The organism is Piscinibacter defluvii (assembly GCF_004011805.1).
Taxonomy (GTDB): domain Bacteria; phylum Pseudomonadota; class Gammaproteobacteria; order Burkholderiales; family Burkholderiaceae_C; genus Piscinibacter; species Piscinibacter defluvii.
Genome location: NZ_RCHJ01000015.1, coordinates 156,229 through 177,899, shown reverse-complemented (window position 1 = coordinate 177,899; position 21,671 = coordinate 156,229). Strand labels below are relative to the sequence as shown.

The window sequence follows — 21,671 nt, the reverse complement described above, 5'->3', positions numbered from 1 at the left end:
AGCCGCTCATGCGCATCAAGGTGATCAACCCCAACACCACCTGGTCGATGACCGAGACGATCGCGCACGCGGCGCGCGCGGCGGTGTCGCCGGGGGTCGAGATCGAGGCCGTCAGCCCGGCGCACGGGCCGGTGTCGATCGAAGGGCACTACGACGAGGCGATGGCCTGTCTGGGCCTGCTCGACGAGGTGAAAAAGGGCGAGCGCGACGGCGTCGACGCCTACGTGATCGCCTGCTTCGGCGATCCGGGGCTGGACGCGGCCCGCGAGATCGCGCGCGGCCCGGTGATCGGCATCGCCGAGGCCGCGATGCGTTCGGCCGGGTACCTGGCCACCGGCTTCTCGGTGGTGACGACGCTGCAGCGCACCGTGGTGATCGCCGAGCACCTGCTCGACAAGTACGGCGCCCGCGCCCAGTGCCGGCGCGTGCGCGCCTGCGAGATCGCGGTGCTCGAGCTGGAGAACCCGGCCAGCGACGCCTACCGCACCATCCTGGCCGAATGCCGCCGTGCGTTGGCCGAGGACGGCTGCGGCGCGATCGTGCTCGGCTGCGCCGGCATGGCCGACCTGTGCCGGCGCCTCTCCGGCGAACTCGGCGTGCCGGTGATCGACGGCGTGGCCGCCGCGGTGGCCACCGCCGAGGCGCTGGTGCGCATCGGCCTGGGCACCAGCAAACGCGGCGACTACGCCGCGCCGCTGCGCAAGCCCTACGCCGGCATGCTGGCGCCCTGGGCCCCGGGGGGCTGAGCCGAGAGCACGCGGTCGCGCCCGGCGCGCTTGGCGGCGTAGAGCGCGCGGTCGGCCTCGCGCCAGGCGGCGTCCCAGCCCGCGCGGCTGGTGCAGGGCTGCGAGATGCCCACGCTGACCGTGCAGCGCATCGGCGCCCTGCCGTCCGGCGTCGGCAGCGCGAGCGAGCGCACCGCGTCGCGCAGCCGCTCGGCCAGCGCGGCCGCCGTGCCGGCGTCGCCGCCGACGCAGCCGACCAGGAACTCCTCGCCGCCGACGCGGGCGACGAAGTCGCTGCCACGCACCGCGCGCGCAAGCGCCTGCGCCACCGCGTGCAGCGCGGCGTCGCCGGCGGCGTGGCCGTGTTCGTCGTTGATGCGCTTGAAGTGGTCGATGTCGACCTGCAGCAGCGTCAGCGGCTGCACGCTGCGGGCGGCAAAATGCCGCGCCAGCACCTCGTCCAGGCCGTTGCGGTTCAGCACCCGGGTCAGCGCATCGCGCGAGGCCAGCTCGGCGAGCTGGCGGTGCAGCCGCACGAACACCATCCACAGCAGGTTCAGCCCGAGCAGCACCGCGGCGAGCGAGGCGTAGACGTAGTAGGCCTGCGCGAAGCCGCCGCGGTACATCACCTCGACGCCGCGCTGCGCGATGTGCACCCCGCGGACCACGGTCAGCGCGGCCAGCAGGCCCATCACCAGCGTCAGCACGATCAGCGGGGCGCGCAGCGGGCGGCCCTCGCGCGACAGGGCGCGCAGGTTGTCGATCACCAGCACGGCGTAGGCCAGGCCGAGCGCCAGGTTCAGCAGCGCATATCGACCGCCCTGCCCGGCCGCCGCCACCATGGCGCCCTGCGCGAGCAGGAAGCCGACGATCAGCGCGGCGAGCTGGGTCGCCGTCGGCGCCGCCCGGCCGAGGAAGCGTCGCAGGCCGCCGATGAACAGCAGGGCCGCGAGCAGCATCGCCGCGTCCAGCAGCAGCATCCAGGCCTGCGGGTTGGACAGGCCGGCAGCGAGCCGAGCCACGTAGGCGCAACCGAACAGCACGGCGCCGGCGCTCCAGTGCTGCAGGCCGCTGCGCGGCGGCATGCCGCGACCGATCAGGTGGAACAGGCCGCCGACGCAGACAAGATTGATCGCGAGGACGATGACGAGGGTGACCGGATCCATGGGTCCGGCGATTATCCCGGCCGAGCCTGACAAGAGCCCCAGCCCGCTCCTGGGGCAGACGCCCGGGTTTTTGCCGCGCAGACTTCTAGGTACGGACCGCGCTGCGGCGGCGCACCGCCTCGACCACCTCGTGCGGCGGCACGGTGTCCTCGAAGCCGGTGGAGTGGAAGGTGGTGCCCGGGCCGCGGCCGTGCCAGGCATGGCCAGCCTGCTCGCGCCGCTCCTTGAGCGTGATCAGCACATGGTCGACCGCGAGCCAGGCCACGATGGCACCCACGATCAGCGCGACAGCGGTCAGCATGACCCTCTCCTCCCGGCAAGCCTCAGCGTCGAAGAATCTACGCCGGCTCGTGACGGACTCCACCCCCCGGAATGGAGGCCCGTGCAGGTTGCGTCAGAGCACCAGCAGGGCGCGGAAGTCGTTGACGTTGGTGAAGGTCGGCCCGGGCACGACCAGGTCGCCGAGCGGCGCGAAGAAGTTGTAGGCGTCGTTGCGGTCGAGGTAGTCCTGCGCCTTCAGGCCCTTCGCGGCGGCACGCTCCAGCGTGTCGGGCGCGACGATGGCGCCCGCGTTGTCCTCCACGCCGTCGATGCCGTCGGTGTCGGCCGCCAGCACGTGCACCCCGGGCTCGCCCTGCAGCGCGATCGCGCAGCCGAGCAGGAACTCGGTGGCCCGCCCGCCGCGCCCGCCCTTGGCCCTGACCGTCACCGTGGTCTCGCCCCCGGAGAGGATCACGCAGGGCTTCGCGAACGGGGCGCCACGCCGCGCGACCGCGCGCGCCAGCGCCGCATGCACCTTGCCGACCTCGCGGCTCTCGCCCTCGATCTCGTCGGACAGGATGTGCGCGTCGACCCCGGCGCGCCGGGCCAGCGCGGCGGCCGCCTCCAGGCTCTGCTGCGGCGTGGCGATCATGTGCACTTGGTGGCCGGCGAAGCGCGGGTCCCCCGGCTTGGGCGTCTCGAAGCTGCCGGTCTCCAGGCCGACCCGGGCCGCCGCCGGCAGCGGGATGCCGTAGCGCTCCAGGATGGCCAGCGCGTCGGCGCAGGTGGTCGGGTCGGGTACCGTGGGCCCGCTGGCGATCACTTCCGGCGCATCGCCCGGCACGTCGCTGATCAGCAGCGTCACCACCCGTGCCGGCGCACACAGCGCCGCGAGCCGCCCGCCCTTGATGGCCGAGAGGTGCTTGCGCACGCAGTTCATCTCGTCGATCGCGGCGCCGCTCTTCAGCAGTGCCTTGTTGATCTCCTGCTTCTGCTCGAGCGTCAGCCCGGGCGCGGGCAGCGAGAGCAGCGCGGAACCGCCACCGGAGACCAGGCACAGCACCAGGTCGTCGGCCGTCAGCCCCTGGGCCAGCGCCAGGATGCGCGCGGCCGCCTGCCGGCCGGCTTCGTCGGGCACCGGGTGCGAGGCTTCGACCACCTCGATGCGGCCCGGCCGCGCCCGGTAGGCGGGCGGCACGTGGTCGTAGCGCGTCACCACCAGGCCGGACAAGGGCGCGCCGGCCGGCCAGAGCGCATCGACCGCCGCGGCCATCGCGCCGCCGGCCTTGCCGGCGCCGATCACGACCGTGCGGCCTTTCGGCGGCGGCGGCAGCCATGCGGCGGTGTTCTCGGCGGGCAGCGCACGCGCCACCGCGGCGTCGTACAGCGAGCGAAGAAATGCGCGCGGGTCGGTCTGGTGCGATTCCATGTTCATGCGTCGATTATCGAGAGGGTGCTGGGGGAGGACAACGCGGCGTCGATGGTGCACCATCGGCGCACCGCACTTGGAGTGGCTCGTGATGACGACAATCGATCTGCGCGCTGGGTTGGCAGGCGGCGCGACACTGCTCGTGGCCCTGTGGCTGGCCGGCTGCGCCGTGCCGCCCGCCGCGTCCCCCGCCGCGTCCCCCGCCGCATCGCCCGCCGTGCAGGCGCCCGCCGCGCCGGTGGCCGCCGCGCCCGCGCCGCCCCCCGCCGCCGCCCCGGCAGCACCGGCCGCGGCCCCGGCGGCCCCGCCGCCGCCGATCCTGCCCTTCGACGAGGCCGTGCTCAGCGCCGCCACCAACCTGCTCGGCAAGGCCCAGCTGGCCGACCCCGGTGCGCGATACCCGGTGGTGATCGATCCGCTCATCGACGGCGTCACCGGCATGCAGTCCAAGGCCACGCAGGACATGGGCCGGCGCCTGGCCGGGCTGATCCGCGAACGCTACGAGCAGCGCTACGAGTTGCAGCCGTTCAACACCGGCACGGTGGCGAAGTCGCCGCTGGTGCTGATCGGCACCTTCACCGGCGTGAACGCCGAGCGCAAGACCGAAGGAACGCGCGAGGCCTTCCGCATCTGCTTCGCGCTCGCGGATCTGCGCACGGGCAAGCTGGTCAGCAAGGGCCTCGCGTTCGCCAAGGCCGAGGGCGTGGACATCACGCCGACGGCCGCGTTCCGCGATGCGCCCGCCTGGGCCGAGGACCCGGCCACGCTGGGCTACATCCGCACCTGCCAGGGCACGCGCGCGGGCGACCCTATCCACCCGCTGTACGTGGACCGCATCCTGGTCGCCTCGATGCTCGCCGAGGCGATGGACGCCTACGACGCCGGTCGCTACAAGGACGCGCTGTCGCTCTACGACACCGTGCTGCGCACACCGGTGGGCCGCCAGCTGCGCACCTACACCGGCCTGTACCTGACCAACCTGAAGCTCGGCCGGCGCAACGACGCGGCGCGCGCCTTCGGCCAGATCGTCGACCAGGGGCTGGACGCGAAGCGCCTGGGCGTGAAGTTCCTGTTCCGCCCGGGTTCGACCGCGTTCTGGAACGACGCCCGTGCCGGCGCGGCGCCCTACCCGATGTGGCTCAGCGAGATCGCCTCGCGCGCGGGCGAGCGCAAGGCCTGCCTGGAGGTGGTGGGTCATACCAGCGCCACCGGACCGGAGCCGGTCAACGAGCGGCTCTCGCTGCTGCGCGCCGAGTACGTCAAGGGGCAGATCGAGCGCACGAGCCCCATCCTCGCCGGCCGGATGATCGCCAACGGACGGGGCTCGCGCGAGACCATGGTCGGCAACGGGCGCGACGACGCGTCGGACGCGCTCGACCGCCGCGTCGAGTTCAAGGTCGTCGGCTGCTGATCAGGCCTTGGCCACCTCGTGGTTGGCCATGAGCTCGAGCGCGCGCACCAGCGCGGAGTGATCCAGGTCCTGCATGCCGTTGGCGGCGCAGGCCTGCATCAGCTGGGCGGCGTTGGCGGTGTTGGGCAGCGCCACGCCGAGCGCGCGCGCGCCCTGCAGCGCCAGGTTCAGGTCCTTCTGGTGCAGCCCGATGCGGAAGCCCGGGTCGAAGGTGCGCTTGATCATGCGTTCGCCGTGCACCTCCAGGATGCGGCTGGCCGCAAAGCCGCCCATCAGCGCCTGGCGCACCTTGGCCGGATCGGCCCCCGCCTTGCTGGCGAACACCAGCGCCTCGCCGACGGCGGCGATGTTCAGCGCCACGATGATCTGGTTCGCGACCTTGGTCGTCTGGCCGTCGCCGTTGCCTCCCACCAGCGTGATGTTCTTGCCCATCAGCTGGAACAGCGGCAGCACCTTGTCGAAGGCCGCCTGCGGGCCGCCGACCATGATCGTGAGCGAGGCCGCCTTGGCGCCCACCTCGCCGCCGGAGACCGGCGCATCGAGGTAGTCGCAGCCGAGCGCGTTGATGCGCTTGGCGAACTCCTTGGTCGCGATCGGCGAGATCGAGCTCATGTCGACGACGATCTTGCCCTTCGTCAGGCCGGAGGCGACACCGGTCTCGCTGAACAGCACGCTTTCGACGTCCGGCGTGTCCGGCACCATCGTGAACACGATGTCGGCGCGCTCGGCCACGCCGCGTGCGTTGACGCATTGCGTCGCGCTGCTGGCGGCGATCTCCGGGTGCAGCTTGCCGTGCGTGAAGACGAACAGCTGGTGGCCGGCCTTGAGCAGGTGCAGCGCCATCGGCGCACCCATGATGCCCAGGCCGATGAAGCCGAGCTTGAGAGGCGAGGAAGTCATGTGGTTCTCGGGGTCGTGAGGTGAAGGTCAGGTCGTGGCGCGCAGCGTGCGGCGCGCCTGCTCGAGCCAGCCGAGGCCGGCCTCGGTGGTCGACGCCGGCTTGTACTCGCAGCCGATTGCGCCGCGGTAGCCGAGCTGGTCGAGCCGCTTGAACAGGAAGGCATAGTTGATCTCGCCCGTGCCCGGCTCGTGGCGGCCGGGGTTGTCGGCCACCTGGATGTGGGCGATGCGCGCGAGGTGCTTCTCCATCGTCGCGGCCAGCTCGCCTTCGCTGCGCTGCGCGTGGTAGATGTCGTACTGCAGGAACAGATTGTCCGCGCCGACCTCGTCGATGACGGAGATCGCCTGCGCGGTGCGGTTCAGGTAGAAGCCCGGGATGTCGTAGGTGTTGATCGGCTCGATCAGCAGCTTCAGGTTGGCCTTCTTCAGCTCGGCGGCGGCATAGCGCAGGTTGGCCACGAAGGTCTTGCGCAGCGATTCCTCGCCCGCGCCCAGCGGCACCTTGCCGGCCAGGCAGTTGAGCTGCGGCGCGCCCAGCACGGTGGCGTACTCGATCGCCTTGCCGACGCCGGCGCGGAACTCGTCCACCCGGTCGGGCAGGCAGGCGATGCCGCGCTCGCCGGCCTCCCAGTCGCCGGCGGGCAGGTTGTGCAGCACCACTTTCAGGCGGTTGCCCTGCACACGCGCGGCCACCTCGCCGGGCGTGTGCGCGTAGGGGAACAGGAACTCGACGCTGCCGAAGCCGGCGCGCGCGGCGCGTTCGAAGCGGTCGAGGAAGGGCACCTCCGTGAAGAGCATCGAGAGGTTGGCGGCAAAGCGGGGCATGGCGTGCTCTCCGGAATCAGTCGAGAAGACCCGCGAGCTCGAGGCCCTTGGTGCCCTCGGGGTGTCGGCAGTCGATCGCCTCGAACTCGTTGACCTTGTCGATCTCGGTGCCCATCGCGATGTTGGTCACCTTCTCGAGGATCACCTCCACCACCACCGGCACGCTGTGCTGGCGCGCCAGCGCCGAGGCCTCGGCGAGTGCGCCCTGCAGCTTCTCGGGGTCGGTCACACGCAGGCTCTTGCAGCCCAGGCCCTGCACCACCGCCTGGTGGTCGACGCCGTAGCCCTTGAGCGCCGGGTCGTCGACGTTCTGGTTCTCGAAGGCGAGCTGCACGCAGTAGTCCATCTCGAAACCGCGCTGGCTCTGGCGGATCAGGCCGAGGTAGCTGTTGTTGACCAGCACGTGCACGTAGGGCAGGCGGAACTGCGCGCCGACCGCCAGCTCCTCGATGAGGAACTGGAAGTCGTAGTCGCCCGAGATGCCGACCACGGTGCGCGTCGGGTCGGCGGCCACCACGCCGAGCGCGGCGGGGATGGTCCAGCCCAGCGGGCCGGCCTGGCCGCAGTTGATCCACTGGCGCGGGCCGTAGACGTGCAGGAACTGCGCCGCCGCGATCTGCGACAGGCCGATGGTCGTGACGTAGATCGTGTCGCGCGGGAACGAGGCGTTCATCTCCTCGTAGACGCGCATCGGCTTGATCGGCGTCTCGGTGTAGTGCGTCTTGCGGTGCATCAGCTTCTTGCGCTCGGCGCAGCGCTCGGCCCAGTCGGCGTAGCTCTTCAGCGTGCCGGCCGCCTTGCGCTCCTTCGCGACCTGCACGAACAGCTCGAGCGCGCTCTTGGCGTCGCTGACGATGCCGTAGTCGGGCGAGAACACGCGGCCGATCTGCGTCGGCTCGATGTCCACGTGGACGAAGGTGCGGCCCTTGCAGTACACCTCGGTCGAGCCGGTATGGCGATTCGCCCAGCGGTTGCCGATGCCGAGCACGAAGTCGCTCGCCAGCATCGTGGCGTTGCCGTAGCGGTGGCTGGTCTGCAGGCCGCACATGCCGGCCATCAGCGGGTGGTCGTCGGGGATCGCACCCCAGCCCATCAGCGTCGGGATCACCGGCACGCCGAGCGTCTCGGCGAGCTCGACCAGCAGCCCGGACGCGTCGGCGTTGATGATGCCGCCGCCGGCCACGATCAGCGGCTTGTCGGCCGCGAGCAGCATGTCGATCGCCTTTTCGGCCTGCCTGCGCGTGGCCGCGGGCTTGTAGACCGGCAGCGGCTCGTAGGTGTCGATGTCGAACTCGATCTCGGCCATCTGCACGTCGAACGGCAGGTCGATCAGCACCGGGCCCGGGCGGCCCGAGCGCATCAGGTGGAAGGCCTGCTGGAAGGCGCGCGGCACCTGGGCCGGCTCGCGCACCGTGACGGCCCACTTGGTGACCGGCTTGGCGATGGACTCGATGTCCACCGCCTGGAAATCCTCCTTGTACAGCCGCGCACGCGGCGCCTGGCCGGTGATGCACAGGATGGGGATGCTGTCGGCGCTGGCCGAGTACAGCCCGGTGATCATGTCGGTGCCGGCCGGGCCCGAGGTGCCGATGCACACGCCGATGTTGCCGGCCCTGGCGCGGGTGTAGCCCTCGGCCATGTGCGAGGCGGCCTCGACGTGGCGCGCCAGCACGTGGGCGATGGAGGCGCGCTCGCGCAGCGCGGCATACAGCGGGTTGATCGCCGCGCCCGGCACGCCGAAGGCCTGGCTGATGCCTTCCTTCTCCATCACCAGCACCGCCGCCAACGCGGCCTTCATCTTCGCCATGGAAGTCTCCTTGAGTGTGAATCCGATTGGCGCCGATGGTCGGCGCAGGCGCGCGCGGCGTGAAGCCCAGCCCGGGCATCAGACCTATTCCGTGCCGGAATGGCTGTCAGGCGCCGGGGCGCTCCGAGAATCCACCGGCCAGCACCAGCACTCCGTCCTCCTCGCGCAGCCCCAGGTGCGGCAGCGGGCGCGGCGCCGGGCCCGAGACGACGGCGGCGCCGCGCAGCGGGTCGAAGTGGGAGAAGTGGCAGGGGCAGTGAAGCAGCTGCTGCCGCGGGCGCCAGTCGCGCACGGCGCAGTCGCCATGCGTGCAGACGGCCGAGTAGGCCAGCACGCCGTCGGCCGAGCGCGCCCGCGTGGCCGCGTCCATCGCGGCCGGGTCGAGGCGGATCAGCAGGATGCGGTGCCGCGGCGAGCCCTGGCGCGCGCGGCCGGTCGCCGGGTCGACGGCCCAGACGAGCCGCGGCGCCGCACCGGTGGCGAGCATGTCGCTGCGCAACGTCGGCGTGCCGGGCTCGGCCGCCAGCCGGTCGCCGGCGCGCGGGGCGTCGTCGTCGCCCGCCGCGGGCACGGCCCACCAGGCGGCCGCACCGGCCAGCAGGCGGCGACGGGACGAGCGTCGATCCATGCCCGGCAATGTACGCCGGCCCCCGGCAGTGCATGATGGGCGCCCATGGACCGCATCACCGGCGTACAGCTGTTCGTCCGCATCGTCGAGACCGGCAGCTTCAGCAAGGCCTCGGCCGACCTGGGCATCACCCAGCCCACCGCCACCAAGCATGTCGCCGCGCTCGAAGCCAAGCTCGGCGCGCGGCTGCTGAACCGCAACACCCGCGGCGTCAGCGCCACCGAGATCGGCCAGCTCTACTACGAGAAGTGCAAGACCATCCAGCGCGAGCTGGAGGAGGCCGACAGCCTGGCCGCGCTGCTGCAGAGCAAGGTGGGCGGGCAGCTGCGCATCAGCACCTCGGTGGCCTTCGGCCGGCGCATCGCCACGCCGCTGGCGCTGCGCTTCATGCGCGAGCATCCGGAGGTCACCATCGACCTGAGCTTCGACGACCGCTACGTCAACCTGGTCGAGCAGGGCGTGGACGTCGCGCTGCGCATGGGCCGGCTGGCGGATTCCGCGCTGGGCGCGCGCTACCTCGGGGTGAACCCCTGGCTGACCGCCGCGGCGCCCGACTACCTGGCGCGGCGCGGCACACCGGCCACGCCGGCCGAGCTGGCCACGCACGACTGCCTGGTCTACAGCAGCGTGCAGGGCGACGACCGCTGGGCCTTCACCGCCCCGGGCGGCGAGGAGCAGTCGGTGCCGGTGCGCGGCCCGCTGCGCTCGAACAACCTGTCGGCCGTGCTGGCCGCCTGCCGCGCCGGGCTCGGCCTGGCGGTGCTGCCCTGGTACGTGGCGCGCGAGTCGGTGGCCGACGGCAGCATCGTGCCGGTGCTGGCCGAGTTCGGCCTGCCGGCCCAGGAACTGCACGCGGTGTTCCCGTCGCCGAAGCTGGTGCCGCACAAGGTGCGCAGCTTCATCGAGTTCCTCCGCGTGCAGCTGGACGGCGAGTGGTGGATGCGCGCGCCCTGATCAGGCGGCCGCCGGCGTGCCGGCCGGTGCGCTGCGCCCGGCCAGGCGCATCGCCACCAGGTAGATCGCCGCGCCGGCCACCGCGCCGATCACCCAGCCGAAGTTGTTCTCCGGCAGCACCTTGAAGAGCTGCGTGGCCAGTTCCCAGCCCACCGCGATGGTGCCCGAGACCGCCAGGGACAGCAGGCCCAGCTTGTTCCAGCCGCCGTCGTAGTGGTAGCGCCCGGTGGGGGCCATCGTGTAGAGGTCGGCCGTCTTGATCTGCTGGCGCTTGACCAGGTAGTAGTCGGCCACCATCACGCCGAACAGCGGGGCCAGCACGGCGCCGAACACGCTGACGAACACGGTGATCGCCTGCGGGCTGTCGACGAAGATCCACGGGCACACCACCACCGCCAGGATGGAGGCGATCAGCCCGCCCTTCTTGAAGTCGATGTGCTTCGGGAACAGGTTGGCGATGTCGTAGGCCGGCGAGACGAAGTTGGCGACGATGTTGATGCCCATGGTGGCGATCACGAAGGTCACGCTGCCCAGCACGACGGCCCACTTGTTGTCGATCCGGGCGACGATCTCCACCGGGTCCATGATCATGTGGCCGAACACCTTGGCGCTGCCGGCGGTGACGATCACGACGATGATCGCGAACAGGATGAAGTTCAGCGGCAGGCCGAGGAAGTTGCCGCGGCGCATCGCCTTCTCGCTCTTGGCGAAGCGCGAGAAGTCGCCGAAGTTCAGCAGCAGCGCGGCGAAGTAGCTCACCACCAGCAGCACGGCGCTGCCCATCGCGACGATCGACTGCGTGGGCGTCAGCACCTTGTCCGACAGCGACAGGTCGATCGCGTCCCAGCCGGCCTTCCAGAGGATCCAGCCCATCAGCAGGAACATCACCAGGTAGACCGCGGGGCCGCAGAAGTCGATGAACTTGCGGATCGTCTCCATGCCGCGCTGGAAGATCATCAGCTGGAAGAACCACATGAACAGGAAGCAGCTCCAGCCCAGCAGGTCCAGCCTCAGCACGCTGGTGGCCTGCAGCGAGGCCGCTGCGGGGAAGAACACCAGCACCAGCGTGGCCACCGCCTTGGAGGCGAAGTAGGTCTGCACGCCGTACCAGACGATGCCGACCACGCCGCGGATCACCGCCGCCAGGTTGGCCCCCATCACGCCGCACGAGACCCGCGCCATCACCGGGAACGGGATGCCGTGCTGCTGGCTCGGCTTGCCGATCCAGTTCATCAGCACGTTCACGATGCCGATGCCGATCACCAGCGCCAGCAGCACCTGCCAGCCCGACAGGCCGAGCAGGAACAGGCTGGCCGCGAAGGTGTAGCCGCCGACGCTGTGCACGTCGGACATCCACATCGCGAACACGCTGTAGGACGACCAGGTGCGCTTGTCGGGTGGTACCGGCGCGAGGTCTTCGTTGATCAGCCGAGGGTCGGCCCCGGGCAGGGAGGAGGTGGTGGCGGACATGGGCGCTCCTTGGGGGTGACGGGTCAATGTACGCACAAACTGTATACACTTTGTGCGACAAAACGAATAGAGGATTGCCCGCGATCGTTTGGTCAGTTCTGTTTTGACCCGGGTGCCGGGAATCGGGCCGCCCGCGGGCCCGCGGCACAATCGTCCGCATGCACCGATACCGAACGGCCTTGGCCTGCGGCGGCCTGGCGGCCGCCTTCGCGGCCGCGGCCGCCCCGCTGCCCGACACGCTGGCCCAGCGGGTGGCGCCCTGCACCGCCTGCCACGGCAAGGAAGGGCGGGCCGCCCCCGACGGCTACCACCCGCGCATCGCCGGCAAGCCGGCCGGCTACCTGTACAACCAGCTGCTGAACTTCCGCGACGGCCGGCGGCGCTACGCGCCGATGGTCTATCTGGTCGATCCGCTCAGCGACGGCTACCTGCGCGAGATCGCCGAGCACTTCGCCGCGCTGGACCTGCCCTACCCGGCGCCGGCCCCGACCCGCGAGGACGCTGCCACCCTGCAGCATGGCGAACGCCTGGTGCAGCAGGGCGACCCGGCGCGCGAGCTGCCCGCCTGTACCGGCTGCCACGGCCGGCAGCTCACCGGCGTGGCACCGGCGGTGCCCGGGCTGCTCGGCCTGCCGCGCGACTACCTCGGGGCGCAGCTCGGTGCCTGGGTCAGCGGCCAGCGGCGCGCGCAGGCGCCGGACTGCATGGCGGCCATCGCCCGCAAGCTGACGCCGCAGGACGTGGCGGCCCTCGCCGCCTGGCTGGCCAGCCGGCCGGTGCCGCAGCCGGCCAGGCCGGCCGCGCGTTTCGAGGCCGACCCGCCGCTCGAATGCGGCGGCGTGCCGCGCAGCCCATGACGGCACGCTTCATCGCCCTGCTGCTCGTGCTGCTGGCGCTGCTGGCGGCCGGCGTGGCCTGGCTGAACCAGCGCGGCGAGCCCGCCATCGCGCCCGGGGCGGTGCCGGCCGACGGCACGCCGGCGCAGATCGCCCGCGGCGCCTACCTGGCCCGCGCCGGCAACTGCGCGGCCTGCCACACCGAACGCGGCGGCGCGCCCTATGCCGGCGGGCGCGGCATCGCCACGCCCTTCGGCACCGTCTACGCAAGCAACCTGACACCCGACCCGGCCACCGGCCTGGGGCGCTGGAGCGCGGACCATTTCTGGCGCGCGCTGCACCACGGGCGCTCGGCCGACGGTCGGCTGCTCTACCCGGCCTTCCCCTATCCCGACTACACGCGGGTGACACGCGAGGACAGCGATGCGCTGTACGCCTTCCTGCGCTCGCTGCCGCCGGTGGCGCAGGCCAACCGGCCGCATGCGCTGGAGTTCCCGTACCGCACCCAGGCGGCGCTGGCGGTGTGGCGCGCGCTGTTCTTCCGTGCCGGGGTGTTCGAGCCCGACCCGGCGCGCTCACCTGTCTGGAACCGCGGCGCCTACCTGGTGCGCGGGCTCGGGCATTGCGGCGCCTGCCACGGCGGCCGCAACGTGCTGGGCGCCACGCCCGACGGCGGCCAGTCGCTGGCCGGTGGCGTGATCCCGATGCGCCAGTGGTACGCCCCGGCGCTCACCTCGCCGGCCCAGGCCGGGGTGGCGGACTGGCCCGAGGACGAGGTGGTGGCGCTGCTGCGCGACGGCGTCGCGCCGCGCGGCAGCGTGCTCGGGCCGATGGCCGAGGTGGTGCTCGGCAGCACGCAGCACCTGGACGAGGCCGACCTGCGCGCGATCGCCAGCTTCCTGAAGTCGCTGCCGCAGGCGGCCGCGTCGCGCGCCGCGCCCCGGCCGGCCGATCCGCAGGTGCTGGCGCTGGGCGAATCGACCTACGCCGACCATTGCGCCGGCTGCCACGGCGCGCAGGGCGAAGGCGGGCGCAGCGCGGACGGCCGGCTGCTCTACCCGGCGCTGCAGGGCAGCCGGATGGTGGCGATGGACCCGCCGGTCAACCTGGTGCGCGTGATCGTGCACGGCGGCTACCTGCCGGCCACACGCGGCAACCCGCGGCCCTTCGGCATGCCGCCCTTCGGCCTGCTGCTCGACGACGCCCGGATCGCCGCGCTGGCCACCTGGCTGCGCCAGCGCGAGGGCGCCGCACCGGTGGCGCCGCAGGAGGTGGCGCGGCTGCGCGGCGCGGCGGCGGTCGACTGAGGCGCTCGCCGGCCGGATCCGCGCCCGCGCATCCGCCGTGGGCCCGGACAGGGGGCCTGGCCCGCGTCAACGTCGCCTGCGCGGAACTTTCGCCGGCGGCGGATCCGCGGCCCGGGCCGCGCCGCCGGCCCCGCGCATCGCCGTCTCGATCATCCGCATCACATGCTCGGGGGCCTGCGCCCCCACCTTGGGCGCCAGCTTCAGGCAGTCCATCACGTTGGCGTGCGTGATGCTCGCGAAGCCGTGCATCGTCGACCAGATGAACATCGCATTCAGGTCGACTTCGGCCCGCATCGCCGCGGACTCGCCGTGGAGCCGGCGCAGCACGCCGCGCAGCACGTCGAAGGCATGCACCGCATCGCGCACCAGCTCCGGATGCTCGGCCGGTTCGGGCCAGGGCGTGCCGAACATCAGCCGGTACTCGAGCGGGTGGGCGGACGCGTAGCCCAGGTACTGCCGCCCCAGGGACTCGAGGTCCTCCATCGGGTCGTCGTTGCGCTCGCGGGCGTCGAGGGCCTGCGCGAAGCTCTCGAAGCAGCGCCGCATCACTTCGGCCAGCAGGTGGTCGCGGCTCGGATAGTGGCGATACGGCGCCTGGTGCGACACGCCGAGCTTGCGCGCCACCTCGCGCAGGCTCAGCTGCTCGACGCCATGCTCGGCGATCACCTCGCGGGCGGCGAGGATGCAGGCCTCCTTGAGTTCGAGCGGCTCGTCCTTCTTCTTCGGCATCGGGCACGGGTCAGCGGGCAACGCCGGCACGGTAACACGGCCGCATCCGCGACGGCTCTCAGCGCGTGGGCGCGACGCCCGGGCCGCCGTCGCGCCGGCGCCCGGTCATGCCCTTCATGACCCGGGCGAGCAGCACCACGCGCATCGGGCGCGGCAGCGTCGCGAGCGACCAGCCGAGCAGCTTCGACAGCCAGCCGGGCCGAACGGTGCCCTGCCGGCCGAGCGCGTCGATGGTCTGCCGGGCGACCACCTCGGCGCTCAGCATCGTGCCCGGCGCCAGCCGGGCGCGCGCGGCAAACCCGGTGTCCACCGGCCCCGGCGCGCTCGCGAGCACGTCGACGCCGCGCCCGCGCAGCTCGCCGCGCAGCCCCTCGGCCAGGGACTGCACCCAGGCCTTGGTCGCCGCATAGTGTGCCGAGCCCGGCACGCCGTTGAAGGCCAGCACCGAGCTGAGCAGCACGATGCCGCCGCGTCCGCGATCCGCCATCCGCGGGGCGACGTGGCCGACCAGCTCGAGCACCGACGCGCAGTTGACGGCCAGCATCTCGCGCTCGGCGCCGAGCGGGCTGTCGACGAACGCGCCCGAGGTGCCGAAGCCCGCCGCGGCCACGAGCACGCCGACCTCGTGCGCCGCGATCATGCGCCGCACCGCCTCGCAGCCCTCGGCCGTGCCCAGGTCCGCGGCGAGCGCCTGGCACTCGACGCCGTGGCGGCCGGCCAGTTCGCGTGCCAGCTGCTGCAGCCGCTCGCCGCGGCGCGCCACCACCACCAGGTGGAGGCCGCGCGCCGCAAGCTCGCGCGCGATCGCCAGTCCGATGCCGTCGGAGGCGCCCGTCACCACCGCCCAGGGGCCGTAGCGATGCGCGAAGGCGTTGTCACGAGGCGCCGGCAAGGCGTTCTTCGCGGTCTCGTGCTGCGGGCGGCTCATTTCGCCACCCTCACCTCGAGTTCGACCGGCTGGCCGTCGGCGACCTTGAACGCCGCTTCGTCGAAGCGCGGCGCGCGCAGCGTCGGCCGCACGTTGTTCGACACGCCCCAGGCCTCGGTGGGCATGCCCAGGAAGTTGGTGTCGACCTTGCGGTTGCCGTTCAGGTCGTGCGAGACCGAGACCGCCCAGGTGCCCGGGGCCACGTCGGCGAAGCGGCAGGCGACACCGGCCGCATCGGCCTTCACCCACACCTGCCGCGCGCCGCCGGCATCCATCGGGAAGGCCGTGCCGGCAGGGAACAGCGCGCAGCCGATCTCGCCGGCCGACCCCGCGAGGCCGCTGACGCGGACGACGACTTCGGTGGCCGCTGCCCGCGCGGGCCCGGCCAGCAGGAGCAGACAGGCGGACGCGCACAGCGCGGCAGGCGGGCATCGCTTGGGCTTCATCGCAAGACTCCTTCGAGGTTGACTTCGATCCCCGGGACCAGGCGGAGCCGGACGGGGAGTTGACAGCGTCAACAGCATAGACGATCATTGTTGACACCGTCAACTCAGATCATCGAAACGAGCTGCCATGCACCAGGTCCTGCCTTCCGCACCGTCGGCCCCGGCGACCGCTCCCTGGCCGACCTTCGCACCGGCCGGGGCCGCGCTCGTGGCGCTCACGCTGCTGGCCGGCTGCGCCGCGCCGCCGACCGTCACGCGCCCGCCGACGACCGGGCTGCCCGCCGCCTTCGGCGCGACGCCGGCACCCGCGGCCGCGTTCGACGAACCCTGGTGGCGGGCCCTCGGCGACGCGCCGCTGCAGGCCCTGGTGGCCGAGGCCGGCGAGCGCAATCTCGACTGGCGCATCGCCGTCACGCGCGTCGAGCAGGCCCGCGCAGGCGCCAGCGCCGCGGCCTCGCGGCTCGCGCCCATGCTGGCCTTGAACGCCGGAGCCTCCGACCAGCGCAGCGGTCTGCCCGACGAGGTCAAGCGCGGCTCGCCCGACACGCGGGCGCTGCGGGCTTCGGTCGACCTCGGCTGGGAGCTCGACCTCTTCGGCGCCGCGCGTGCCGCGCGCGCTGCCGCGGCCTTCGATGCCGACGCCGCCGCCGAGGGCGCGCGCGCCGCGCGGCTGCTCGCCGCCGCCGAGACCGCCCGCCAGTACGTCGTCTGGCAGGGCGCCCGCTTGCGGCTCGCGCAGGTGCAGGAGCTGCTGCGCACCCAGGCCGAGACCGAAGGCCTGACGCGCAGCCGCGAGGCCGCCGGCCAGGCGAGCCGCTTCGACGTGGCGCGGGCTGCGGCCGAGACGCGCGCGCTCGCGGCCCAGCTGCCGCCGCTGCGCACGCTCGTCGCCAGCACCGAGCACCAGATCGCGCTGCTGCTCGGGCGCCCGGCGTCGGCGCCGCTCGATGCGCTGCCGCGAGCGCAGGCCGCGGCGCTGCCCGAGGTTCCCGCACTGGCGCCCGGCCAGCCCGCCGAGTTGCTGCTGCGCCGCCCCGACCTGCGCGCGGCCGAGCGCCAGCTCGCCGCCGAAGACGCGCGCCTGCGCGAGGCCCGGGCCGACCGGCTGCCGAAGTTCTTCCTTGCCGCGCTGCTGGGCCGCCAGGACCTGCGCCTGAACGGGCTGGACCTGAGCCCGGTCGGCTACCGCAACGTGGCGCTCGCGTTTGCCTGGCCGCTGTTCGACGCCGGGCGCCTGCAGGCGGGCGAGGAGCGCGCCGCGGCCCGCGCGCGCGGCGCGACGCTGCAGTTGGAACGCACCTGGCTAGCGGCGCTGCAGGAGGTCGAGTCCAGCCTCGTCGCGCTGGCCGAGGAACGCGAGCGCGCCGCCCCGCTCGACGCCTTGCGCGAGGAACGTGCGGCGGCGCTGCGCCATGCCGAGTCGCTGCGCCGCGAAGGCCAGATCGACCTGCTGCAACTGCTCGACGCGCAGCGCGGCCGCATCGCCGCCGAGCTGGCGTGGACCGAGCACCGCACCCAGCTGGCGCTGAACGGCCTCCAGCTCTACCGCGCGCTCGGCGGCGGCTGGTCGCTCGACGCCCCACCCGCCACCCGCGTTTCGGAGGTCCGCCCGTGAACCCTCGCCCGTCCTTCGCGCTGGCCGCGCCGCTGGCTGCCGCGCTCGCCGCCTGCAGCCCGCCCGGGTCCACGCCGCCCGCGCTGCCCGCGGTCTACGTCACGCCGGTCGTGCTGCAGCCGGCCGCGCACGAACGGCGCTTCACCGCCGTCGTCGCGCCGCGCGTCGAGAGCGACCTGGCCTTCCGCACCGGCGGCAAGGTGCTGGCGCGGCTGGTGGACCTCGGCCAGTCCGTGCGCGCCGGCCAGCCGCTGGCGCGCCTGGACGGCAAGGACCTGCGGCTCGCGGTCGACGCCGCGGCCGAGCAGTGGCGCGCCGCCGAGGTCGACGCGCAACAGGCGGCGAGCGACGCGGCGCGCTTCACGCGGCTGGCGGCCGACGGCTCGATCCCGGGCGCCGACCGCGAACGCCAGCAGGCGCGTGCCGATGCCGCCGCGGCGCGCCTCGCGCAGGCGCAACGCCAGCTCGACCTGGCGCGCAACCGCGACGGCTACACCACGCTCGCCGCGCCGTTCGACGGCGTGGTCACTGCAGTGCGCGTCGAGCCGGGCCAGGTGGTGGCGGAAGGGCAGCCGGCCTTCGCCATCGCCCGCGCGCAGGAACTGGAACTCGCGGTCGACGTGCCCGAGGCGCTGGCCGCGACGCTGGCCCTCCAGCAGGCCAGCGCCACCGGCCCGGCGGGCGCGGCGCTGCCGCTGCGCCTGCGCGAGCTGGCGCCGAGCGCCCATCCGGCGACGCGCAGCTTCCGCGCCCGCTACGCACTGGCCGCGCCCAGGCCCGAGGGCTGGCGGCTCGGCATGACGGTCGAGCTGCGCCTGGCCGGCCGGGCCGCCGCCGCAGTGGCCGAGCTGCCGGCCGGCGCGCTGCTCAAGGCCGATGGCGCGCCCGCCGTGTGGCTGGTGGCCGACCCCGCCAGGGACTCGGCCGGCACGCTGCGCGCGCAGCCGGTGGAGGTGCTGGGCCAGTCGGGCGACCGCGTGCGCCTGCGTGGGCTGCCCGACGGCGCCTGGGTGGTGAGCGCCGGCGCGCACAAGCTCGATGCCAGGATGCGCGTGCGGCCCGTCGCCCGTCCGCTCGATGCCCCGCTGCCGGCGGCACCGGCGGTCGCGGTCGCGCGCCAGGAGTCGCGGCCGTGAGCCGCTTCAACCTCTCCGAATGGGCCGTCGCGCACCGGCCGCTGGTGCTGTTCCTGCTGATCGGCACCCTGCTCGCCGGACTGGTCTCGTTCACGCGACTCGGTCGGCTCGAAGACCCGGTGTTCAACGTGCCGACGATGACCGTGATCGTCGCCTGGCCGGGGGCGCCGGCGCAGCAGGTGCAGGACCAGGTGCTGAACCGTCTCGAACGCCAGCTGCAGGAGCTCGACGCCCTCGACAACGTGCGCAGCTTCGCCCGCCAGGGCTACGGCGGCATCACGCTGTGGATGAAGGGCGGCACCTCGAAGGCCGATCTCGAGACCTCCTGGTACCAGGCGCGCAAGAAGATCGGCGACATCCGCCACGAGCTGCCCGACGGCGTGCGCGGGCCGTTCTTCAACGACGAGTTCACCGACGTCTACAGCCTGCTGTACGCGCTGGCTGCGCCCGACCTGTCGCAGGCCGAGCAGCAGGCGGTCGCCGAGGAGGTGAAGCGCGCGCTGCAGGTCGTGCCCGGTGTCGTCAAGGTCGACGTGATGGGCCGGCAGGCGCAGCAGGTGCACGTGGAGGTCTCGACGCGCCGGCTCGCCGCGCTCGGCGTGCCGGTGCAGGCGGTCATCGACGCGCTCGCGCGCCAGAACCTGGTGCTGCCGTCCGGCGCCTTCGAGGGACCGGCGGACCGGCCCTTCGTGCGCGTCAGCGGCAGCGCGCGCAGCGCCGCCGAGCTGGCGCGGCTGCCCATCGAGGCGGGTGGCCGGCTGCTGCTTCTCTCCGACGTGGCCGAGGTGCGCGAAGGGCTCGAAGACCCGCCGTCGTTCACCGTGCGCCGCAACGGCGAACCGGTGCTCGCGATCGGCGTGGCGTTCTCGCGCCAGGTCAACGTGCTCGAGGTCGGCGCCGCGGTCGAGGCGGCTGCGCAGGCCGCCACCGCGAAGCTGCCGCTGGGCGTGACGCTCGAGAAGTACGCCGACCAGCCGAGGATCGTCGACGCGGCGGTGTGGGAGTTCGAACGCGCCTTCCTGGAGGCGCTGGCGATCGTGCTCGCGGTGTGCTTCGTCGCGCTCGGCTGGCGCAGCGGCATCGTCGTCGCCGCCTCGGTGCCGCTGGTGCTGGCGCTGGTCGCCACCGTGATGGCCGCGGCCGGTTGGGCGCTGGACCGCATCTCGCTCGGGGCGCTGATCATCGCGCTCGGGCTGCTGGTCGACGACGCGATCATCGCGGTGGAGATGATGGTCGTGAAGATCGAGCAGGGCTGGGACCGCGTGCGCGCCGCCACCTTCGCCTACAGCTCGACCGCCTTCCCGATGCTCACCGGCACGCTGGTCACGGTGGCCGGGTTCATGCCGGTGGGCTTCGCGAAGTCGATCTCGGGCGAGTACGCCGGCGGCATCTTCTGGGTCGTCGGGCTGGCGCTGCTGGCCTCGTGGCTGGTGGCGGTGGTGTTCACGCCCTACCTGGGTGTGCTGCTGCTGCCCGCGCGCATGCAGGCCGTGGCGCACGATCCCTACGACCGGCCGATCTACCGGCGGCTGCGCGGGGTGGTCGGATTCGCGGTCGGGCACCGCTGGTGGGTGCTCGGCGCAACCGCGCTTGCCTTCGGCGCCGCCGGCGCGGGCATGACGCTGGTGCAGCAGCAGTTCTTCCCGACCGCCTCGCGCAGCGAGCTGCTGGTGGACCTGCGGCTGCGCGAGGGGGCCTCCTTCGCGGCGACCGCGCTGCAGGTGCAGCGGCTCGAGGCGGTGCTGAAGCAGGATGCCGACGTCCAGGGCTTCACGGCCTACACCGGGGCCGGCTCGCCGCGTTTCTACCTGAGCCTCGCGCCCGAGCTGCCGAACCCGGGCTACGCGCAGTTCGTGCTGCAGACCGCCGGCACGCCCGAGCGCGAGGCGGTGCGGCGGCGCCTGATCGCGCTCTTCGATGCCGGCGAAGCCTTCCCCGACCTGCGCGGCCGCGTGCAGCGGCTCGAGTTCGGCCCGCCGGTGGGCTTCCCGGTGCAGTTCCGGGTGATCGGGCCCGACCCGGTGCAGGTGCGGCAGATCGCCTACCGGGTGCGCGACCTGGTGCGCGAGAGCCCGCTCGTGCGCGACACGCACCTGGAGTGGAACGAGCAGGTGCGCACGCTGCGGCTGGACGTGGACCAGGACCGTGCGCGGCTGGCCGGCCTGTCGAGCGCGGAGGTCGCCAACGCCGTGCAGCTCGCGCTCTCGGGGGCACCGGTGGCGCAGTTGAAGCGCGGCGAGGAACTCGTCGACGTGGTGCTGCGCGCCGCGCCCGAGGAACGCCTGACGCTCGACGCGCTGCCCGATCTGCGCCTGCCCACCCGCGGCGGCGGCGCGGTCGCGCTGTCGGAAGTGGCGCACATCGACACCGGCTGGGAAGACCCGGTGCTGTGGCGGCGCAACCGCGACGCGGTGCTGACGGTGCGCAGCGACCTGGCCGACGGCGTGCAGGGCCCGTACGCGACGCAGAAGATCCGGCCCTCGCTGCAGCCGCTGCTGGACGCGCTGCCGCCCGGCTACCGCATCGAGCAGGGCGGCGCAATCGAGGAGAGCGACAAGAGCAACCTGGCGCTGTTCGCCGTGTTCCCGGCGATGTTCGCGGTGACGCTGCTGCTGCTGATGCTGCAGCTGCAGAGCTTCGCGCGCATGGGGCTGGTGTTCCTGACCGCGCCGCTCGGGCTGATCGGCGTCGTGCCGGCACTGCTGGCCTTCGATGCGCCGTTCGGCTTCGTCGCACTGCTGGGCGTGATCGCGCTCGGCGGCATGATCATGCGCAACGCGGTGATCCTGGTCGACCAGATTGACCGCGACATCGAGGCCGGCGCCTCACCCGCCCAGGCCATCGTCGATGCGACGGTGCGGCGCGCGCGCCCGGTCGTGCTCACTGCCGCGGCAGCGATCCTGGCGATGATCCCGCTCACGCGCAGCGTGTTCTGGGGCCCGATGGCGATGGCGATCATGGGCGGGCTGCTGGCCGCCACGGCGCTGACGCTGGTGTGCGTGCCGGCGCTCTACGCCGCGTTCTTCCGCGTGCCGCGCCCGCGGCCCGCGCCGCCGGCCGGCGGCGCAAGCCCGGCGGTGCCGGCCATCGCGCCATAG

19 protein-coding genes are annotated in these 21,671 nt (G+C 73.1%); 8 read left to right on the top strand and 11 right to left on the bottom strand.

Annotated elements, in window-relative coordinates; genetic code table 11:
- The first annotated feature begins 8 nt into the window (after nucleotides 1-8).
- Nucleotides 9-746 (top strand): aspartate/glutamate racemase family protein, encoded by a 738-nt coding sequence (locus D9C15_RS23180; RefSeq protein ID WP_128000837.1) that lies wholly within the window; start codon nucleotides 9-11, stop codon nucleotides 744-746.
- On the opposite strand, the gene D9C15_RS23175 is transcribed toward D9C15_RS23180, so the two are convergent.
- The 3 genes from D9C15_RS23175 to D9C15_RS23170 form a co-directional block, all read right to left on the bottom strand.
- The gene (locus D9C15_RS23175; RefSeq protein ID WP_164886824.1) at nucleotides 707-1,891 is read right to left on the bottom strand and encodes a GGDEF domain-containing protein; all 1,185 of its coding nucleotides are present in this window, start codon (nucleotides 1,889-1,891) and stop codon (nucleotides 707-709) included. The genes D9C15_RS23180 and D9C15_RS23175 overlap by 40 nt on opposite strands.
- Before the next feature lie 85 nt (nucleotides 1,892-1,976).
- On the bottom strand, nucleotides 1,977-2,192 hold the full coding sequence (locus tag D9C15_RS33495) for a hypothetical protein (protein WP_164886823.1): 216 nt from the start codon (nucleotides 2,190-2,192) through the stop codon (nucleotides 1,977-1,979).
- A 93-nt stretch (nucleotides 2,193-2,285) separates the two neighbouring features.
- A complete protein-coding gene (locus tag D9C15_RS23170) occupies nucleotides 2,286-3,587 on the bottom strand; it encodes a glycerate kinase type-2 family protein (RefSeq protein ID WP_128000835.1) in 1,302 nt (433 codons plus the stop codon).
- A gap of 85 nt (nucleotides 3,588-3,672) precedes the next feature.
- Between D9C15_RS23170 and D9C15_RS23165 the strand changes: the two genes are divergently transcribed.
- Nucleotides 3,673-4,992, top strand: coding sequence for an OmpA family protein (locus D9C15_RS23165; RefSeq protein ID WP_128000834.1), 1,320 nt, complete (start codon nucleotides 3,673-3,675; stop codon nucleotides 4,990-4,992).
- Here D9C15_RS23165 and glxR read toward each other — a convergent pair whose 3' ends face one another.
- The 4 genes from glxR to D9C15_RS23145 all read right to left on the bottom strand — a co-directional run bounded on the left by glxR (nucleotide 4,993) and on the right by D9C15_RS23145 (nucleotide 9,152).
- Nucleotides 4,993-5,892: a 2-hydroxy-3-oxopropionate reductase gene (gene glxR, locus D9C15_RS23160; RefSeq protein ID WP_128000833.1), complete on the bottom strand. Its 900-nt coding sequence runs from the start codon at nucleotides 5,890-5,892 to the stop codon at nucleotides 4,993-4,995.
- Between the two features lie 27 nt (nucleotides 5,893-5,919).
- The gene (gene hyi / locus D9C15_RS23155) at nucleotides 5,920-6,717 is read right to left on the bottom strand and encodes a hydroxypyruvate isomerase (protein WP_128000832.1); all 798 of its coding nucleotides are present in this window, start codon (nucleotides 6,715-6,717) and stop codon (nucleotides 5,920-5,922) included.
- 16 nt (nucleotides 6,718-6,733) lie between these two features.
- On the bottom strand, nucleotides 6,734-8,524 hold the full coding sequence (gene gcl / locus D9C15_RS23150) for a glyoxylate carboligase (protein WP_128000831.1): 1,791 nt from the start codon (nucleotides 8,522-8,524) through the stop codon (nucleotides 6,734-6,736).
- 106 nt (nucleotides 8,525-8,630) lie between these two features.
- The gene (locus D9C15_RS23145; RefSeq protein ID WP_164886822.1) at nucleotides 8,631-9,152 is read right to left on the bottom strand and encodes a QcrA and Rieske domain-containing protein; all 522 of its coding nucleotides are present in this window, start codon (nucleotides 9,150-9,152) and stop codon (nucleotides 8,631-8,633) included.
- A 45-nt stretch (nucleotides 9,153-9,197) separates the two neighbouring features.
- On the opposite strand from D9C15_RS23145, the gene D9C15_RS23140 reads away from it, so the two are divergent.
- Nucleotides 9,198-10,106 carry a LysR family transcriptional regulator gene (locus tag D9C15_RS23140; RefSeq protein WP_128000829.1) on the top strand — a complete coding sequence of 303 codons (909 nt, stop codon included), beginning with the start codon at nucleotides 9,198-9,200 and terminating at the stop codon, nucleotides 10,104-10,106.
- Here D9C15_RS23140 and D9C15_RS23135 read toward each other — a convergent pair whose 3' ends face one another.
- Nucleotides 10,107-11,576, bottom strand: a complete 1,470-nt coding sequence (locus D9C15_RS23135; RefSeq protein WP_128000828.1) for an NCS1 family nucleobase:cation symporter-1 — start codon at nucleotides 11,574-11,576, stop codon at nucleotides 10,107-10,109.
- Between the two features lie 158 nt (nucleotides 11,577-11,734).
- On the opposite strand from D9C15_RS23135, the gene D9C15_RS23130 reads away from it, so the two are divergent.
- Nucleotides 11,735-12,433 (top strand): c-type cytochrome, encoded by a 699-nt coding sequence (locus tag D9C15_RS23130; RefSeq protein ID WP_128000827.1) that lies wholly within the window; start codon nucleotides 11,735-11,737, stop codon nucleotides 12,431-12,433.
- Complete coding sequence (locus tag D9C15_RS23125; RefSeq protein WP_128000826.1) at nucleotides 12,430-13,719, top strand: cytochrome c; 1,290 nt, start codon at nucleotides 12,430-12,432, stop codon at nucleotides 13,717-13,719. Before D9C15_RS23130 ends, D9C15_RS23125 begins: the two co-directional genes overlap by 4 nt.
- A 66-nt stretch (nucleotides 13,720-13,785) precedes the next feature.
- Here D9C15_RS23125 and D9C15_RS23120 read toward each other — a convergent pair whose 3' ends face one another.
- Genes D9C15_RS23120 through D9C15_RS23110 form a run of 3 tightly spaced genes read right to left on the bottom strand, consistent with a single transcriptional unit; the run spans nucleotide 13,786 to nucleotide 15,822 of the window.
- Entirely contained in the window at nucleotides 13,786-14,448 is a 663-nt protein-coding gene (locus D9C15_RS23120; protein WP_128000825.1) for a TetR/AcrR family transcriptional regulator, read from the bottom strand.
- A 58-nt stretch (nucleotides 14,449-14,506) separates the two neighbouring features.
- Nucleotides 14,507-15,376 (bottom strand): SDR family NAD(P)-dependent oxidoreductase, encoded by an 870-nt coding sequence (locus tag D9C15_RS23115; RefSeq protein ID WP_128000824.1) that lies wholly within the window; start codon nucleotides 15,374-15,376, stop codon nucleotides 14,507-14,509.
- The gene (locus D9C15_RS23110) at nucleotides 15,373-15,822 is read right to left on the bottom strand and encodes a DUF2141 domain-containing protein (RefSeq protein WP_128000823.1); all 450 of its coding nucleotides are present in this window, start codon (nucleotides 15,820-15,822) and stop codon (nucleotides 15,373-15,375) included. The genes D9C15_RS23115 and D9C15_RS23110 overlap by 4 nt, the downstream gene beginning before the upstream one ends.
- Nucleotides 15,823-15,949: 127 nt before the next feature.
- On the opposite strand from D9C15_RS23110, the gene D9C15_RS23105 reads away from it, so the two are divergent.
- The 3 genes from D9C15_RS23105 to D9C15_RS23095 are packed head-to-tail and all read left to right on the top strand — an operon-like array spanning nucleotide 15,950 to nucleotide 21,671.
- A complete protein-coding gene (locus D9C15_RS23105) occupies nucleotides 15,950-17,437 on the top strand; it encodes an efflux transporter outer membrane subunit (protein ID WP_128000822.1) in 1,488 nt (495 codons plus the stop codon).
- Nucleotides 17,434-18,573: an efflux RND transporter periplasmic adaptor subunit gene (locus D9C15_RS23100; protein WP_164886821.1), complete on the top strand. Its 1,140-nt coding sequence runs from the start codon at nucleotides 17,434-17,436 to the stop codon at nucleotides 18,571-18,573. Before D9C15_RS23105 ends, D9C15_RS23100 begins: the two co-directional genes overlap by 4 nt.
- Nucleotides 18,570-21,671, top strand: coding sequence for an efflux RND transporter permease subunit (locus tag D9C15_RS23095; protein ID WP_128000820.1), 3,102 nt, complete (start codon nucleotides 18,570-18,572; stop codon nucleotides 21,669-21,671). The genes D9C15_RS23100 and D9C15_RS23095 overlap by 4 nt, the downstream gene beginning before the upstream one ends.

What these genes read in the sequence shown, in the direction of transcription:
- D9C15_RS23170 (WP_128000835.1), bottom strand. Translation starts at nt 3,587, where the DNA reads ATGAACATGGAATCGCACCAGACCGACCCGCGCGCATTTCTTCGCTCG.
- D9C15_RS23130 (WP_128000827.1), top strand. Translation starts at nt 11,735, where the DNA reads ATGCACCGATACCGAACGGCCTTGGCCTGCGGCGGCCTGGCGGCCGCC.
- D9C15_RS23120 (WP_128000825.1), bottom strand. Translation starts at nt 14,448, where the DNA reads ATGCCGAAGAAGAAGGACGAGCCGCTCGAACTCAAGGAGGCCTGCATC.
- gcl (WP_128000831.1), bottom strand. Translation starts at nt 8,524, where the DNA reads ATGGCGAAGATGAAGGCCGCGTTGGCGGCGGTGCTGGTGATGGAGAAG.
- D9C15_RS23105 (WP_128000822.1), top strand. Translation starts at nt 15,950, where the DNA reads ATGCACCAGGTCCTGCCTTCCGCACCGTCGGCCCCGGCGACCGCTCCC.
- D9C15_RS23115 (WP_128000824.1), bottom strand. Translation starts at nt 15,376, where the DNA reads ATGAGCCGCCCGCAGCACGAGACCGCGAAGAACGCCTTGCCGGCGCCT.
- D9C15_RS23135 (WP_128000828.1), bottom strand. Translation starts at nt 11,576, where the DNA reads ATGTCCGCCACCACCTCCTCCCTGCCCGGGGCCGACCCTCGGCTGATC.
- D9C15_RS23180 (WP_128000837.1), top strand. Translation starts at nt 9, where the DNA reads ATGCGCATCAAGGTGATCAACCCCAACACCACCTGGTCGATGACCGAG.
- D9C15_RS23165 (WP_128000834.1), top strand. Translation starts at nt 3,673, where the DNA reads ATGACGACAATCGATCTGCGCGCTGGGTTGGCAGGCGGCGCGACACTG.
- D9C15_RS23175 (WP_164886824.1), bottom strand. Translation starts at nt 1,891, where the DNA reads ATGGATCCGGTCACCCTCGTCATCGTCCTCGCGATCAATCTTGTCTGC.
- D9C15_RS33495 (WP_164886823.1), bottom strand. Translation starts at nt 2,192, where the DNA reads ATGCTGACCGCTGTCGCGCTGATCGTGGGTGCCATCGTGGCCTGGCTC.
- D9C15_RS23110 (WP_128000823.1), bottom strand. Translation starts at nt 15,822, where the DNA reads ATGAAGCCCAAGCGATGCCCGCCTGCCGCGCTGTGCGCGTCCGCCTGT.
- D9C15_RS23140 (WP_128000829.1), top strand. Translation starts at nt 9,198, where the DNA reads ATGGACCGCATCACCGGCGTACAGCTGTTCGTCCGCATCGTCGAGACC.
- glxR (WP_128000833.1), bottom strand. Translation starts at nt 5,892, where the DNA reads ATGACTTCCTCGCCTCTCAAGCTCGGCTTCATCGGCCTGGGCATCATG.
- D9C15_RS23125 (WP_128000826.1), top strand. Translation starts at nt 12,430, where the DNA reads ATGACGGCACGCTTCATCGCCCTGCTGCTCGTGCTGCTGGCGCTGCTG.
- D9C15_RS23145 (WP_164886822.1), bottom strand. Translation starts at nt 9,152, where the DNA reads ATGGATCGACGCTCGTCCCGTCGCCGCCTGCTGGCCGGTGCGGCCGCC.
- hyi (WP_128000832.1), bottom strand. Translation starts at nt 6,717, where the DNA reads ATGCCCCGCTTTGCCGCCAACCTCTCGATGCTCTTCACGGAGGTGCCC.